Annotated in this window: 13 protein-coding genes; 5 read left to right on the forward strand and 8 right to left on the reverse strand. The window is 53.0% G+C overall.

What is annotated here, in order from left to right:
- Positions 1 to 538: 538 nt before the first annotated feature.
- Positions 539 to 2,182, reverse strand: coding sequence for a chaperonin GroEL (gene groL / locus NXT00_RS06045; protein ID WP_259078775.1), 1,644 nt, complete (start codon positions 2,180 to 2,182; stop codon positions 539 to 541).
- A gap of 219 nt (positions 2,183 to 2,401) precedes the next feature.
- Here groL and NXT00_RS06050 point away from each other — a divergent pair, with 219 nt between their 5' ends.
- Complete coding sequence (locus NXT00_RS06050) at positions 2,402 to 3,778, forward strand: dipeptidase (RefSeq protein WP_259078773.1); 1,377 nt, start codon at positions 2,402 to 2,404, stop codon at positions 3,776 to 3,778.
- A gap of 49 nt (positions 3,779 to 3,827) precedes the next feature.
- Here NXT00_RS06050 and NXT00_RS06055 read toward each other — a convergent pair whose 3' ends face one another.
- Genes NXT00_RS06055 through NXT00_RS06070 form a run of 4 tightly spaced genes read right to left on the reverse strand, consistent with a single transcriptional unit; the run spans position 3,828 to position 6,255 of the window.
- Positions 3,828 to 4,211 carry a hypothetical protein gene (locus NXT00_RS06055; protein WP_259078772.1) on the reverse strand — a complete coding sequence of 128 codons (384 nt, stop codon included), beginning with the start codon at positions 4,209 to 4,211 and terminating at the stop codon, positions 3,828 to 3,830.
- Complete coding sequence (locus tag NXT00_RS06060) at positions 4,212 to 5,351, reverse strand: glutamate--cysteine ligase (protein ID WP_259078771.1); 1,140 nt, start codon at positions 5,349 to 5,351, stop codon at positions 4,212 to 4,214.
- Positions 5,352 to 5,355: 4 nt separating this feature from the next.
- Entirely contained in the window at positions 5,356 to 6,012 is a 657-nt protein-coding gene (locus NXT00_RS06065; protein ID WP_259158416.1) for a LytR C-terminal domain-containing protein, read from the reverse strand.
- 3 nt (positions 6,013 to 6,015) lie between these two features.
- A complete protein-coding gene (locus NXT00_RS06070; RefSeq protein ID WP_259078769.1) occupies positions 6,016 to 6,255 on the reverse strand; it encodes a DUF3263 domain-containing protein in 240 nt (79 codons plus the stop codon).
- A 17-nt stretch (positions 6,256 to 6,272) separates the two neighbouring features.
- Between NXT00_RS06070 and NXT00_RS06075 the strand changes: the two genes are divergently transcribed.
- From NXT00_RS06075 to NXT00_RS06090, 4 genes are read left to right on the forward strand one after another with little or no spacing between them, the layout of a single operon-like run.
- The gene (locus NXT00_RS06075) at positions 6,273 to 6,878 is read left to right on the forward strand and encodes a peptide deformylase (protein ID WP_259078768.1); all 606 of its coding nucleotides are present in this window, start codon (positions 6,273 to 6,275) and stop codon (positions 6,876 to 6,878) included.
- Positions 6,878 to 7,771: a hypothetical protein gene (locus tag NXT00_RS06080; RefSeq protein ID WP_259158417.1), complete on the forward strand. Its 894-nt coding sequence runs from the start codon at positions 6,878 to 6,880 to the stop codon at positions 7,769 to 7,771. The genes NXT00_RS06075 and NXT00_RS06080 overlap by 1 nt, the downstream gene beginning before the upstream one ends.
- A gap of 38 nt (positions 7,772 to 7,809) precedes the next feature.
- On the forward strand, positions 7,810 to 8,565 hold the full coding sequence (locus NXT00_RS06085) for an exodeoxyribonuclease III (protein ID WP_259158418.1): 756 nt from the start codon (positions 7,810 to 7,812) through the stop codon (positions 8,563 to 8,565).
- Positions 8,562 to 10,019, forward strand: a complete 1,458-nt coding sequence (locus tag NXT00_RS06090; protein ID WP_259158419.1) for a phospholipase D-like domain-containing protein — start codon at positions 8,562 to 8,564, stop codon at positions 10,017 to 10,019. Before NXT00_RS06085 ends, NXT00_RS06090 begins: the two co-directional genes overlap by 4 nt.
- Positions 10,020 to 10,056: 37 nt before the next feature.
- Here the strand turns inward: NXT00_RS06090 and NXT00_RS06095 are convergent, their stop codons facing one another.
- From NXT00_RS06095 to NXT00_RS06105, 3 genes are all read right to left on the reverse strand, one after another.
- On the reverse strand, positions 10,057 to 11,226 hold the full coding sequence (locus NXT00_RS06095) for a multidrug effflux MFS transporter (protein WP_259078764.1): 1,170 nt from the start codon (positions 11,224 to 11,226) through the stop codon (positions 10,057 to 10,059).
- A 163-nt stretch (positions 11,227 to 11,389) separates the two neighbouring features.
- Entirely contained in the window at positions 11,390 to 12,157 is a 768-nt protein-coding gene (locus tag NXT00_RS06100; RefSeq protein WP_396124764.1) for a multidrug ABC transporter permease, read from the reverse strand.
- A gap of 6 nt (positions 12,158 to 12,163) precedes the next feature.
- Positions 12,164 to 13,105 (reverse strand): ABC transporter ATP-binding protein, encoded by a 942-nt coding sequence (locus NXT00_RS06105; protein WP_259079000.1) that lies wholly within the window; start codon positions 13,103 to 13,105, stop codon positions 12,164 to 12,166.
- Between the last annotated feature and the right edge of the window lie 1,563 nt (positions 13,106 to 14,668).

Here is a 14,668-nt window from a genome sequence, read left to right on the forward strand (position 1 = left end):
CTGATGAAGCGGTGTCTCTGAAACTATTGTGCCACAGGATGAGCAATCTACAAATCAAGTTGGTCATAAAGTTTATCCAGCCTGCAAAGATCTCGGTAGGTTCACCTACGTCTCACCGATTGGGCTAAAACTTTATCGACCCGAACATATTGGGTCTCAACTGGGTTTATAAGGTTTACTCACGCAATGATTATAAAGATTTACTCCCCCAACCGTAACGCAGAAGATGCTGGCCACGATAACGCTCCACACTGTGGCTCACCGCGAAAAATTAGTATGAATATTATTCTCCAATACCCCTTAGCGGGGGTGCAATATCCCAGCTAGACGTTCCACACTAGCTCCATCACGTCGCCGAGAATATGAGCAGATTGCTGGGACAATAGGGGGAAATTGCCGGCGTCTAGCACCTGCCTTACCCTTAACTGCAAGAGATGCGAAATCTAAGAGCACTACACGAGTGCATTCCTTGGGGTTTGACAGCACAAAAAGACGCCGTAGAGTCAACCCCTACGGCGTCAAAAGAGCTTTCTAGAACTTAGAAGCCCATGCCACCCATCTCATCGGCACCTGGCATTGCAGGCGCACCAGCAGGCTCAGGCTTATCCGCCACCACAGCCTCAGTGGTGAGGAAGAGTGCTGCGATAGAAGCAGCATTCTGCAGTGCGGAACGGGTTACCTTTACCGGATCGTTAATACCGGCTTCCATGAGGTCAACGTATTCACCGGTAGCAGCGTTCAGACCCTGACCGGAAGGTAGACCAGCAACCTTATCAGCCACCACACCTGGCTCTAAGCCGGCATTGTGGGCGATTTGCTTGAGCGGAGAAGAAAGCGCCTCACGCACAATCTTCACACCTGTAGCTTCATCGCCCTCGAGGCCCATATCAGCATCGAGAACATGCGCTGCCTGCAGCAAGGCTACGCCGCCACCGGCAACGATACCTTCTTCGACGGCTGCCTTCGCATTGCGAACGGCATCCTCAATGCGGTGCTTGCGCTCCTTCAGCTCAACCTCGGTAGCAGCGCCAACCTTAATAACAGCCACGCCACCAGCGAGCTTAGCCAAACGCTCCTGCAGCTTCTCACGATCATATTCGGAGTCGGAGTTCTCAATCTCAGCGCGGATTTGGTTGACCCGGCCTTCGATCTGCTCCGCAGAACCAGCGCCCTCAATAATGGTGGTCTCGTCCTTGGTAACTACCACCTTGCGTGCGCGACCCAACAGCGGCAGATCAGCGGTTTCGAGGGACAGACCTACCTCTTCAGCGATAACCTGACCACCGGTGAGAATAGCCATATCTTGCAGGTTGGCCTTCCTGCGATCGCCGAAGCCGGGGGCCTTGACGGCTACCGACTTGAAGGTACCGCGAATCTTATTGACCACGAGGGTCTGGAGAGCCTCACCCTCGACGTCCTCTGCAATGATCAGCAGTGGCTTGCTGGCGCCCATAACCTTTTCCAGCAAGGGGAGAAGATCTTTAATATTGGAGATCTTGCCAGATACCAACAAGATATATGGGTCCTCCAATACTGCTTCCAAGCGCTCCATATCAGTAGCAAAATATCCGGAGATATAGCCCTTATCAAAGCGCATACCCTCGGTTACTTCTAGGTCCACACCGAAGGTATTGGACTCTTCAACAGTGATAACCGATTCTTTGTTGAGCTTGCCGCCGCCCACTGCGTACATTGCCTTAGCGATCTGGGCACCAATTGCAGGATCAGCAGCGGAGATACCAGCGGTAGCAGCGATCTGCTCTTCGGTCTCTACTTCCTTGGCGTTCTCCAACAGTTTCTTGGTCACCGCATCGACGGCCTTCTCGATGCCGCGCTTAATACCCATGGGGTTGGATCCAGCTGCAACATTGCGCAGACCTTCGCGCACCAGGGCCTGGGCCAGCACGGTGGCAGTGGTGGTGCCGTCGCCAGCGACGTCGTCAGTCTTCTTAGCTACTTCTTTAACGAGCTCAGCGCCGATTTTCTCATAGGGATCTTCGAGCTCGATCTCACGAGCAATGGAGACACCATCGTTGGTGATGGTAGGGGCACCCCAGCTCTTCTCGAGCACGACATTGCGGCCCTTGGGCCCCAAGGTAACCTTGACAGCATCAGCGAGGGTATTGAGACCCTTTTCAAGGCCGCGACGGGCTTCTTCATTGAAGGCAATAATCTTTGCCATAGTGCTTGTTCTCCTTAGAAACGCTTACGTTTTTCGAACCTTTATCTAGCACTCGTGGTAGCTAAGTGCTAATTACGTTCTAGCAGTCAAACTACCACGAGTGCAAGAAAATTCGCTCGCAGCGAAGTCTAAGTTAAGTCCAATCGACTCATATCTATACTCCTACACGGATAAGCGCCGGATGGAAGGTACGTACCTTTCATCCGGCGAGTGACTAGAATGACCCCCATGATAGAAAAATCCACCATTGCACGCGTTCGCACCTATATTGAAGGTCAACGCGAACTCATCTGGGCTGACCTCAAAGCCCTCACCTCTTTCAATTCCGTCCACGGCATCACCGATCTAGCTGCCGATCACGCCCACGCCGGCCAATGGGTGCGCGAACAATTGGAATCCCTCGGCTTGGAAGTCACCGCCTATAAAGAGGAAACGCACTCCCCCATATTTATTGGCACCAAGGAGGCGCACGATGGTGCGCCTACCGTGCTGCTCTACAGCCACTACGATATTGTCCCAGCCGGTAATCGGGAACACTGGGACTCGGATCCTTTCTCCCTCACCGACCGGGATGGCCGCTGGTATGCTCGCGGCGCCGCGGACTGCAAAGGCAATATAGCCATGCATTTGGCCGCGCTACGCGCCGTCCGGGAATTCGGTGGGACCAACGCGGGTCTGATCGTTTTGCTTGAAGGGTCAGAGGAGCAAGGTGGTGCTGAGCTTTCAGCTCTCTTAAGCGAACGCCCCGACCTCGTCACTTCCGACGTGATCCTCATTGCCGATTCAGGTAATGCCAGCGTTGGTGAACCGACATTGACTACCTCACTTCGCGGCGGTGGCCAGATCGATCTACGGGTGGATACTCTGAAAACTCCCGTCCACTCCGGCTCTTTCGGCGGTGCCGCCCCAGATGCCACCGCTGCATTGATCAGAATTATTGATTCCTTCCGCGATGAGTTTGGGCGCACCACGATTGATGGTGTGGACTGTACCGCCACATGGTCAGGCGCTAGCTATGATAAAGATACTTTCCGCTCCGATGCGGGCCTCCTTGAGGGCCTTGAGGTCATGGGCACCGAGGACGACAACCCAGCCGATATGGTGTGGGCGCGCCCTGCAATTTCAGTGACCGGATTCAGCTCCACGGAGGTAGCTGAGGCCGTTAATGCTGTACCTGCTACTGCCGCCGCGCGCCTGAATCTTCGTGTGCCCCCGGGACTCGACGCTCACGACGTGGCCGAAGCCGTAGCTGCTCATGCCCGCGCGCACGCTCCGTGGGGAGTCCACCTTGACGTGGAAATCAGTGATATCAACCAGCCGTTCTCCGCGTCGGTCGACGGGCCCGCAGTTAAGGAATTCAGCCAAGCTCTCTCTGGCGCCTACGGAGATCGGAAAGTCAGCTATATCGGCTCGGGTGGCTCCATTCCGCTATGTACGGAACTCATGGAGATTAACCCCCATGCCGAGCTCACACTCTTCGGTGTAGAAGAGCCGCTGTGCACCATCCACTCCCCCAATGAATCAGTCGATCCCAATGAAATTCGCGATATTGCGATCGCCGAAGCAAGTTTCCTCCTAAGCTACGGGAAGAATTAGGATAAAGGCCTTGAAGAGCCACTCTCTTCAAGGCCTTTTTCGTTTGCTCTTAGGAGTTCGAACTTAGCAGCGCGAGCAACTCAGCGTCATCGTTGACCTGGTGGAAAGCAATTTGGGTAGGAATCACAGCCTTGTCGCGGAATATAAACCTCGGCAGTTTTAAGAGCTGAGACGGGTAATGATAGATATATAACTCCCGGAAGCGCTCCGGGGAGCGCTCCTTCAAAAGCTGAGCTAAAAATCCGCTCAAGCCGCGGGCTACTATATGGATCTCTCCGCGCACTTCGTGTTTATCCAAGAAACGCTCGACCGCGCGGGCTTGTTCGCGTAGGGGGCCAGGGCTAATGGGAGCGATTTTGATAGGGTGCAGCTTTTGTACCAGATCAGTAAAAATATCTGGTCGCTCACGTGGATCGTGCAGGAGGAGAAACATTTAGACCGGTTTTGGTGATTGGTGCGGTTGGTGTAATTCGGCTACGACCATATCCATCGCCGCATCCCAGGAACCGGTGCGTTGGTAGAGCTTTCGTTGGCGTTGATAAGAAGCTCCCGTCGCTATGATCGTGCGGATCCCTAGCAGCTCTTGGTCACACTGTAACTCACGAGCCAGTGGTAACAGCTCCGTCACTAGGGCTTCTAATTCCTCGGTCACTGGGCGTACTGAGGCGTCTTCATCAACGATCAACTCGGCCTCTAAGCCGAAACGCGCAGCACGCCATTTATTGTCTGCCACCTGCCACGACTTCAGAGAAGGTAAGGTCTCGCCGCGCTCAATCATGCGGTCGAAGTGCACGACGAGGCAGTGCGCTAAAGCCACGGTTGCAGCCAACTCAGGGAAATTAGTAGGGGCATCGCACGCCCGAATCTCAATGGTCCCCCATTTACCCGAGGGACGGATATCAAGATGCATGGTACCGGTTAATTCAGTTACCCCAGCCCGCTCTTGGTCGTTCATAAACAGTTCCCATTCCGACCAGTTAGCAAACTGATAGGGCAGACCTGCAGTTGGTAGTTGCTGATATAACATGGTGCGATTGGACGCATAACCAGTATCGCAGCCTTCCCACCCTGGACTCGATGCAGTAAGCGCCAAAAGATGAGAGTACTTAGTCATGAGCGCGTTAATAATGGGCCACACGCGCTCCTTATCGGATATTCCCACATGTACGTGGAGACCCCAGATAAGCATCTGTTTGCCCCAGAATTGGGTGTATTCCACCATCTCGCCGTAACGGCCCTTGGTACTTACTTCCTGATCTAAATAGTGAGCGATGGGGTGTGAGCCAGCAGCCCACAATTCGAGCCCCCGCTCGGTAGCGGCTTCACGCACCGCACGCAGACCTACATCCAGATAGTTCACGGCCTCACCAACGGTTTGGCAAACGGGCGTGACAATCTCGACCGTATTTTGGAGGTATTCCAGCTCGAAACGAACGTCGGTACAGCGCTCACGAGCCTGCTCGGCGATTTCTTCAGCTATAGGCACCAGCTGGTAGGTCTGTGGATCCATGAGAGCAAGCTCCCATTCGACCCCGAGAGTGGGGTGCGCCGAGGCATTGAAACGTTGCTGCATATACCTAGCGTATTTCCTGAGTCAGGACCACAGTGAGCGAACCAGGATCCTTGTATTCTTGAGGTAGATCAGCGGGAGCAGGTGCCGCGTTAGCACCCAGCTTTTGAGCAAGCTCGCGGGCTCCGGCCTCATTGTCGGTGTAGTAAACCGTATTCTGCGGGGCTACGAGCTGGCTCTCGGGAAGATTTCCCACTTCACCAACTTTGAATCCAACGTCATTGACTCGTATTTCCACACGGCCCGCCAACCCTGGTATGAGAGAGTTATTCAACACATTTACTGGCGCGGCTGGAGCGGGCGCCGGTGCAGGAGCTGCGGGCGCTGGTGCTGCTGGAGGAGCAGCTGGGGTTCCGGGGTCCACGGCTCCAGCAGTCCCACCCCGTGGGGTGGCCGGGGCTGGGGTTGCCTCAGACTTCTCCTTGTAAGACGTGTCAGTCTTTTTTACTGGAGCAGGGGTGGTTGTTTCCTTTCGGGCTACGGGTTTCCCGGCAGTCTTATCGGTGTCCGCGACGGGGTATGGAGCTGCCCAGTTATCTAAAGAATCCGAGCGATTGAGCTGGAATACTCCCCACGATGCGAGGAGAAGTGCCACTGCAATCAAAATCATGGCCATTCCGCGCAGGGGAAGCGTCTGACTGGTCTCTTTGTCCATCACATTCATATCCTAACTCGTTGTACCTGAACGCTTGAATCTCTCTTCATCCCTAGTATCCCTTAACCTGCGCAGGCGCGCAGTCAGGAGTGGATATTCTTGCATCATGGCTGGCTGATCAATAATTTTATTCAAAAGTTGATAATACCTAATCGGGCTCATTCCCAATTGCTTTCTAATCGCTTCTTCTTTGGCCCCAAGACTCCGCGGTGCTTGTTGCTCGAAAGCAAGTAGATTACGTGCCTCATCCATGTAATACACTGTATTGCATGACTGTTCGACCTATCGTTATATATGGTACCCCCGTCCTGCACGCTCCCACGGAAACAGTTACCGAACCCGTCTCTGAACTGCAGGAATTAATCGCCGATATGTATGAAACCATGGCGGTTGCACGAGGGGTAGGCCTAGCAGCGAACCAGATCGGTGTGAATAAACGCATCTTCGTATTCGACTGCCCCGATGACCAAGGTGTCTACCACCGTGGGTGCTTTATCAATCCTGTGCTGGAAACCTCCGATATTCCTCTCGGCATGCCAGAAACTGATGGGTCGGATGATGAGGGATGCCTGTCGCTGCCGGGTCTGGGCTTTCCTACTGGCCGCGCCTCATGGGCAAAAGTCACTGGTCTTAACGAACAGGGCGAGGAGGTCAGTATGGAGGCCACTGGTTTCCTAGCGCGGTGTTTCCAACACGAAGTGGGCCACCTCGATGGCTTCGTCTACGCCGATGTACTCGTCGGGCGTTGGAAGCGTGCCGCTAAAAAAGCTATCAAGGCTGAGGGTTGGGGTGCTCCCGGCTCCACATGGATGCCTGGCGAAGATGTCGATCCCTTTGGACACGATGATCTCGACGAGGAATGTGACGAGAACTAATGTCTTTTATCTTTAGGTCCGACTCCCCTGCGGTAGGCGAACGCATCGTCTTGCGTCGTGCTGTGGCCGGGTCTTCGGAGTTAGAGGCTCAAAAAGCGCATACCGATATCATTGGCCATGTCGTCGAGATCAACCAGGGGCACTCAATCACGGTGCGCCCCCAAAAGGTTGGCGGTTATATTTCCTCCAAACCGGTCATCACAGTGCCGTGGGAGGAAGTGCATATTATCAAGAAGTTATCCCCACGTACCGTAAGAAATGCAGATATCCGCGCTCTGGAGTCAGCTTATGCACACAGCGTTGCTTGCGAATATCACACCTGGTCTACCAACAGACAATGGCTCATGCGCGCGGGGAGCCACCACGGCTTAGCCTTCGAATCGGCCATCCCCCTTGGCCTGTCAGCAGCTTTTGGCGAGGTCCCCGTGGCGGACATCCAGGCCTTCTCCCAACACCACGGGGTGCCGCCTCGCGTGTGGCTACCAGAACGGATAGGCAGGCCCGCCGAGCGCATGGTAAAAGATGTTGGACCAGAGATTATCGCCTTAGTACAATCGCTGCACCCGCTCAACGCGGATCGCGCAGCACCCGAGGAGTCTGCGCCTATTCGGCACACCGTGAGGATCGAAACGGCGGACAGTGAACTAGATCTTTGTGCCACTGGGGTGGTCGTCCATGGTTATTTGGGTATTTTCCTCCCCGAAGTAGCGCCACACGACCTAGCTAAAAGCCAGGTGGACGCGGCGATAGCAGCTATCATATCGTGGGGCTCGAGCGTGCAGGCGCATACGGCCTATTATTATCTGCATCCAGGTTACGAAGCCCTGCTATCGGTCTTCGAATCCCTGGGTTTTTATGAGCATCACCGGTCGCGGGTGGGAGTTTTGGGCTAGCAGCGCATATCCCTCGTAGAAGGGTTAAACTCTTGGTTATGCGAGTTGCTAATTGGAATATAAATTCGGTGCGTACTCGGACCGAGCGGGCACGCCAGTTCCTAGACCGTCACGATATTGATATCTGCCTGCTGCAGGAAACGAAGTGCACGGACGAGCAATTCCCCTATGATGCTTTCCCCGATTATGAAATCGCCCACTGTGGTTTTGGCCAATGGAATGGGGTAGCCATTCTCTCACGGGTCGGTTTGGATGATATCCAATATCATTTCCCTCATCAGCCCGGCTTTGCCAAAGACCCCCTTGCAGCTCAAGAGGTTGAAGCACGCGCTATTGGCGCCACCTGCCAAGGAGTTGAGGTGTGGAGTCTCTATACACCTCACGGTCGAAGCATCGCCGATGCCCACTATGACTACAAACTGCGATGGCTTTTTGGGTTACGCAACTATGTCGACACTACCTCGGGACCGCTTATTTTGGGTGGCGATTTTAATGTGATCCCCCGCGATGAGAATGTTTGGTCCGTTGCTGCTTTTGCTGGTAAGACCCATATTACGGAACCCGAACGACAAGCCTTCTTTGCGCTAATCGACGCCGGTCTCGAGATAGCCTCGCCCCAAACGGGTTATTCGAATTTTGATTACAAAGACTTCCGATTTGAACGCAACGAGGGTTTGCTCATTGATTTCCAGCTCAGCCGAGATTTAATTATTGGCGATAGCTTTATTGACTTGGACGAACGGCGTGGCAAGGGGGCTTCTGATCATACCCCGGTGGTAGTTGATTATCGGTGAATCTAGACCTCGGATCGTGGCAGACCATCCTGCTCATTATTGATTATTCGATCAAAATTATCGCCATTGGTTTCGTACCCGAGGGTCGGCGCCCCTCATCCTCGACTGCATGGTTGCTTGCAATTCTTGTGCTGCCCTATATCGGGTTGCCGCTCTTTCTCTTAATGGGCTCACCCTATATCAATAGGCGACGCCACGCCGTACTCGAAGAGGCAAATAAACGCTTCTCACAGCGAAAACACGTCAGTACTGTTCCCACCTTGATCCCCGAATTGGCATCTATAGTTAGCCTGAATAAGCATCTCACCTCCATGCCCTTGGCGACAGGGATCAATTATGGGGTGCACTCTTCTTTCCACGACAGTTTGAAACGCATGACCAAAGCGGTCGATAATGCGCGCGAAAGTGTGCACGTAGAAATCTATATTGTCGCCTGGGACGAGGAAACTGATGCGTTTTTCCAGGCACTCAGGCGCGCAGTCGAGCGCGGGGTTACCGTCCGACTCCTCTTTGACCACGTGGGGTCGTGGAAATATCCAGGTTATTTCTCTTTAGGCAAACGCCTCGACGCTATAGGCGTGAGATGGCATGTCATGTTGCCGCTGCGCCCGTGGCGGTGGCGATTCCGGCGCCCCGATCTACGCAATCACCGCAAAATTCTCATCGTTGATGGTCACCGCGCCTTCTTAGGGTCGCAAAACCTTATTGCACCGCACTATTTATTGCGCAAGAATCGCCGTGACGGGCGCGAATGGGTAGATATCATGGTGGAAATGGGTGGGCCCATCGTTACTGATATCAACCATATCTTCGCGGTGGATTGGTATCTTGAAACTGAAGAATTATTAGAACTGCCCGAGAACCCCGCTCCAACCCCCGGCGCGGATCACGTCAATATTATGCAGTTAGTGCCCTCCGGCCCAGGTTATGAAACCGAACCTAATCTGCGGATGTTCAACTCGATTATCCACCAAGCAGTGGACCACATTGTTATGTGCTCCCCCTATTTCATTCCCGACGAATCCCTCCTCGAAGCGGTCACATCAGCATGCTACCGCGGGGTCACCGTCGATCTCTTGGTTAGTGAAAAAGGGGATCAATTTATGGTGGCGCACGCTCAATCCTCCTATTACCAGGCTTTATTGGAGGCGGGAGTCAATATTTACCAATATCCAGCGCCCTTTGTGCTGCACAGTAAATTTCTCCTAGCTGACCCATTATCCGAGAATTCCTTGGGGGTATTCGGCTCCTCAAATATGGATATGCGCAGTTTTGGCCTTAACTACGAGATCTCAGTAATGCTCACTCACGGCGATATGATCGAGGATCTCCACGAGATCGCCGTACAGTACCGAGATGCATCTATACCCCTGACCCTGGACGAATGGAATACTCGGTCTCTAGGCAGGCGCTATATTGATAATATTATGCGCTTGAGTTCAGCTCTTCAGTAGCAAATAAGAATAAGCATGATTAATGTGCACGTAGGTATTACGCGCTGATTGAGCGACGTCCCAAACTAGATAGGCACAACGCTCCCGTTGCACACACCGCCATAGACGCCACCATCATAGCGGGTGGATAGCTCCCAAGAGGCGCAATGGCGGAGACAAGCCCTGCCATAAGAAATTGCCCGCACCCTAAAAGCGCACTGGCTGAACCAGCTCGAGCACGCACCGCACCGAGGGCGATGGTCGTGGCATTACCCATCACCACCGAAAGTGGAGCGATAGCGAAAAACAGCGCTGCAAAAAGCACAAAGTGATGAGCCCTAACCAATCCTGCAGTGCTGAGAACCCCCACAGCGAGGAGCACAACCACGAGGGCGCCTCGCAGAATTGAGCTCGGAGGATAGCGATCAAGCAATTTAGTGTTGATGAAGCCACCTGACATAAGGCCAAGGGAATTTATGGCAAAAACCAAGGCGAAGATCTTAGGGGAATATCCCATGATCTGCTGGATAATGATGGAGGCGCTGGAGATATAGCTAAAAAGAGTACCAAAGCCGAGAGCAAAGCTCCCGCAGAAGAAGAGGAAAGTTCGGTTACGCGCCACTTCGCTGAAGGCGCTGATATTAAAGGGTGTGCGGGCACTAGGGGGTCGGGTTTCGGGTATGAAGAAAATAACCACCATCATTTGTAGAAAGGCTATAGCCACGAGCACGAGGAAGATCCCGCGCCACGACATGAAATCGATAAGAAAGGCACCTACTACGGGAGCCAGGGCGGGTGCGATCCCACCAACGATCATCATCCAGCTAAAGGCCTTCGCGGCGGCAACCCCTTCCATCAGATCAGGAATGACAGAGCGGGCGAGGACTACGCACATTCCGGCACCGATACCCTGGAAAAATCTGGCGGAGATAAGCATTCCAATGGAAGGGGCGAATGCACAACCTATAGCGGCAACGAGGGCTATACCAGCGCCGGCGATCAGAAAGCGCTTGCGGCCGTAGGTGTCACTTAGGGCTCCTACACCCAGTTGACCACAAGCCATCCCAAGCATGAAGGAGGAGAGAGTCCATTGCACTTTTGAGGTGGCCAGCTCCGCGGCCACCTGGGGCAGCCCGGGCAAATAGAGGTCAATAGAAAAGGGGCCTGACGCTGTTAATAGTGCCAGGGCAAACAGCAAACCGAGAGAAATCGTAGACGTTTTTTGCATCAAAGCCTCAAATTTTCAAATTGAAGGGATACCGCTGGAAGTGAGAATCTTTATATAACCCTGTGTAAATCTCAGCTGATACTAGGGAAGGGTACCCTACCAAAATTATAAAGCCAGCCCCTGGTGAAAAAGGGGCTGGCTGAGTTTGGGGCTACGAATCGTACTAGGCGTCTCGCAGCTTCACCATAACGGTGCCAAGGATGAGGATGGCGAGCGACCATACCGCAAAATAAAGACCCGAACCTTGGTAGCCCCACACGATATCCTGAATATCCGTGCGCTGTACAAAGGCCTGCATATTCGACATGGGACCGTATTTAACGACCCACGGACCGATTTTCGGCAGCAGCCCCACAATATTCTCCAAGGCAAGGATCCACATCGACATGAGCGCAACCGCGCCCGCAGTTTGGCGCACGATAAGGGCAACGCCCTGAGAGAAGGTCACCATGAGAACGATAACTAACGGCAATACCCACATGAGACGAAGGGCATTATCATCCGACCACACAATGAGCGTTTTGCTCGCCTCTTCACTCGCAGCCCACTTGGCGATATAGAAACAGCTGATAGTGGTGATAAAGGTCATCACAGCCGCAAAGAGGCTGTAGACGAGCCACTTAGCTACAACCACTTGGATGCGCTGCGGGGTGGCGGCAAAGGTGACCGAGGCATAATTGTGGCGGTACTCAGCGGTAAACACCATAATTGCTTGGATACTCACGATGAATAAACCAAAGGTATTAACAGCTAATACTGCGGCGCTGGCGTAGAGAATGGGAATATTAAATAGTTGTGGCTGTGGGACGGTATTCCACCCCATCAACGCAGCTGTTCCTGCACAGAGTGCAAAAAAGAGCGCAGTAGTCCAGTAGATGGCTTTGGTGCTTATTAGTTTGGTCCACTCTGAAAAAATCGTTTTGAGCATAATCTTTTCCTATGATCCTTCCGTTTGCTGAACGGTCACGGTGGACTGATACTGCACAGCGTCGCCCGTCATGCCCATAAATGCTTCTTCCAGGGATGCCCGCTGCTGGGTGAGTTCCTGGATGAGGTGCCCGTAGGAAAAAGCCACAGCACCGATATAGTCGGTAGTCTGATCTGGAACCAGGAAGATATCGCGACCTTCTTCGTCCTTGCTTTGCATATATTTGATTCCCTCCTCATCGAGATTGGAAGCAAATTCCTCGCTGCGTTCGGTGCGAATTTTCACTGAGGCTGCGGAGTGGCTCTTAATAAAGTCATAGGTAGATTGATCCGCGACCAATTTACCCTTGCCAATGACAATGAGGTGATCGGCGGTTTGTGCCATCTCGCTGAGTAAGTGCGAAGACACCAGAACGGAACGTCCCTGCGCAGCAAGCGAACGCAATAATTCGCGTACCCAGTGGATGCCCTCGGGGTCGAGACCGTTAACAGGCTCATCAAGAATTAGAATCTCGGGGTCACCCAGGAGTGCCCCGGCAAGGCCCAGGCGCTGCCCCATACCTAGGGAAAAACCGCCGGCTTTTTTCTTCGCCACGCCACCCAGGCCCACAATATCGAGGACCTCTTGAACGCGTGCAGTAGGAATACCATTCGCTTGGGCGATCCACTTGAGGTGATTATAGGCCGAACGATTGGGGTGCACAGCCTTAGCGTCGAGAAGCGCACCGACAGTCCCCAAGGGGTTCCTCATAGACCGGTAGGGCTTACCATTTATCAGCGCGGAGCCCGAGGTGGGATTATCAAGCCCGAGGATCATCCGCATTGTGGTGGATTTACCGGCACCGTTGGGTCCGAGAAAGCCGGTTATGATCCCCGGCTGGACGTCGAAGGATAAATCGTCGACAGCAAGGACATCACCATATTTTTTGGTTAATCCGCGAACTTCAATCATTCTTGCCATTCTTTCATACTCTCGCGCACCGCGTCCCAACTCCCCTCAAAAGGCGGGGGATAGGTGCGGTGTGCGACCTTTATCAAGGGAATAATTCTAGCGCCTGGGCGCCAATGTGGGGAATAAGACCTCGGCATTCAGGGAAATGACGATCCACTCAGTTGTACTGCCTCCTCGCACAAGCCAAGAGATTCTGTCCTTACCTGCCTGTGGAGGGAGGAGTCAGCAATCGTGTTAAGAAGGGTCGAAACTTAGCTACGAGGGTGGATGCGCGACGACGGATGTCGTGCCGCGAAAGAAATGCGAAGACGCCCAGGGAGTTGTTAATCCGGAAAATGGTGATAGAAAACCGCTGAGATCGCTGTGGGAATTTAAGACAATTAAATCGGGGAGTAGCGCTCTACGAGAAACAGATTCCGATTTGGAGTTAACGACTAGAGGGGGCTAGAGCCGGATATGATCAGCACAGTCACCGGTTCAAAGCTAGCTAAAGTTGTTGCGTGGTAACGTCACCAATTTTGTGACTTTTACACTATAAACTTCTCTCACCATCCCTGAAGTCGAATTTCTCAGACAACAAGCATATTCTCGACAAATCTATCCACATGGTCGCAAAGTATGAACACAGAGGCCATCAAGCGCATTCTGGGGTTATTGAATACCTGCTGCTGAAGGTGGCTCTACACTGGCCATCGTTAGGTACCGAAATTGCAAACGATAGGTTCATCGGAGTCCCCAGTATCCACTGTGGCGACCGAAAAGGATTTTCTGAAATCGCCGAGTCAACGACGATTTGTGTGACGTATCTATATCGCAGCGAATTACGAGGATATCATGGTAGCCGCAGATCAGTTCAAGGCCAGGGAAATGGGAGAGGTACTCGTCACTGGGAAAAGTTCAGCAGGTGCTAGGAAGAGTTCCGTGCCATCTTTTGATTCTGCCTATGGCCGGAAAGGTAGTGGGTGCCACAATATCCGTCTAGTCTAGAAACAGCATGACATACAAAATCTCCCCGCAACCTCAGGACACTCCCCAAACAGTTACTGCAGCGATTAAAACTCTACCGACAGCGACCTTCAACATCGATCACCGTTGGGCATCCTGACGAGCAAAGAAGTCAAAGCTACAGCTTTAACTACATAGCTTGTCGAAGGAACTGAGATCAGTAACGAGATCAACGCCACCACTCAGCTTTCGATCACCTAAGCACAGCGATTTATTCTTCATCGATCCATCAGCCTCGGATACAGAGTTTCTGGCATCCTCGTTGGACTACCTTAGAAAACCCAGAGTCCTTGCACACCCCAACATATCCCAATGATGAATCCGCTGTGCACCTCGTAGGTAAAAGCCCGATTGACCAAAAAGTTAGTAGTGCGGCGACAGCCGTCGCCACGTTTCAGGGATCTCCATACAGAAGCAAACTAATATGCTCTCCCGAGAATACGATTGGGTTCAGCACCTACACCCCGAGTCCGATGTCTGCCCTAACTGCAAACCCTTTTGATCTCTCATTAACGAAAGCTGGTAGGCCCTAATTCACCGTTATGCAGCGAGGAGACT

The organism is Corynebacterium sp. ES2715-CONJ3 (assembly GCF_024814365.1).
Lineage (GTDB): Bacteria > Actinomycetota > Actinomycetes > Mycobacteriales > Mycobacteriaceae > Corynebacterium.

Bases quoted from the DNA above. Each gene is read 5' to 3' on its own strand.
- groL (WP_259078775.1), bottom strand. From the start codon at position 2,182: ATGGCAAAGATTATTGCCTTCAATGAAGAAGCCCGTCGCGGCCTTGAA.
- NXT00_RS06050 (WP_259078773.1), top strand. From the start codon at position 2,402: ATGACCCCCATGATAGAAAAATCCACCATTGCACGCGTTCGCACCTAT.
- NXT00_RS06055 (WP_259078772.1), bottom strand. From the start codon at position 4,211: ATGTTTCTCCTCCTGCACGATCCACGTGAGCGACCAGATATTTTTACT.
- NXT00_RS06060 (WP_259078771.1), bottom strand. From the start codon at position 5,351: ATGCAGCAACGTTTCAATGCCTCGGCGCACCCCACTCTCGGGGTCGAA.
- NXT00_RS06065 (WP_259158416.1), bottom strand. From the start codon at position 6,012: ATGAATGTGATGGACAAAGAGACCAGTCAGACGCTTCCCCTGCGCGGA.
- NXT00_RS06070 (WP_259078769.1), bottom strand. From the start codon at position 6,255: ATGGATGAGGCACGTAATCTACTTGCTTTCGAGCAACAAGCACCGCGG.
- NXT00_RS06075 (WP_259078768.1), top strand. From the start codon at position 6,273: ATGACTGTTCGACCTATCGTTATATATGGTACCCCCGTCCTGCACGCT.
- NXT00_RS06080 (WP_259158417.1), top strand. From the start codon at position 6,878: ATGTCTTTTATCTTTAGGTCCGACTCCCCTGCGGTAGGCGAACGCATC.
- NXT00_RS06085 (WP_259158418.1), top strand. From the start codon at position 7,810: ATGCGAGTTGCTAATTGGAATATAAATTCGGTGCGTACTCGGACCGAG.
- NXT00_RS06095 (WP_259078764.1), bottom strand. From the start codon at position 11,226: ATGCAAAAAACGTCTACGATTTCTCTCGGTTTGCTGTTTGCCCTGGCA.
- NXT00_RS06105 (WP_259079000.1), bottom strand. From the start codon at position 13,105: ATGATTGAAGTTCGCGGATTAACCAAAAAATATGGTGATGTCCTTGCT.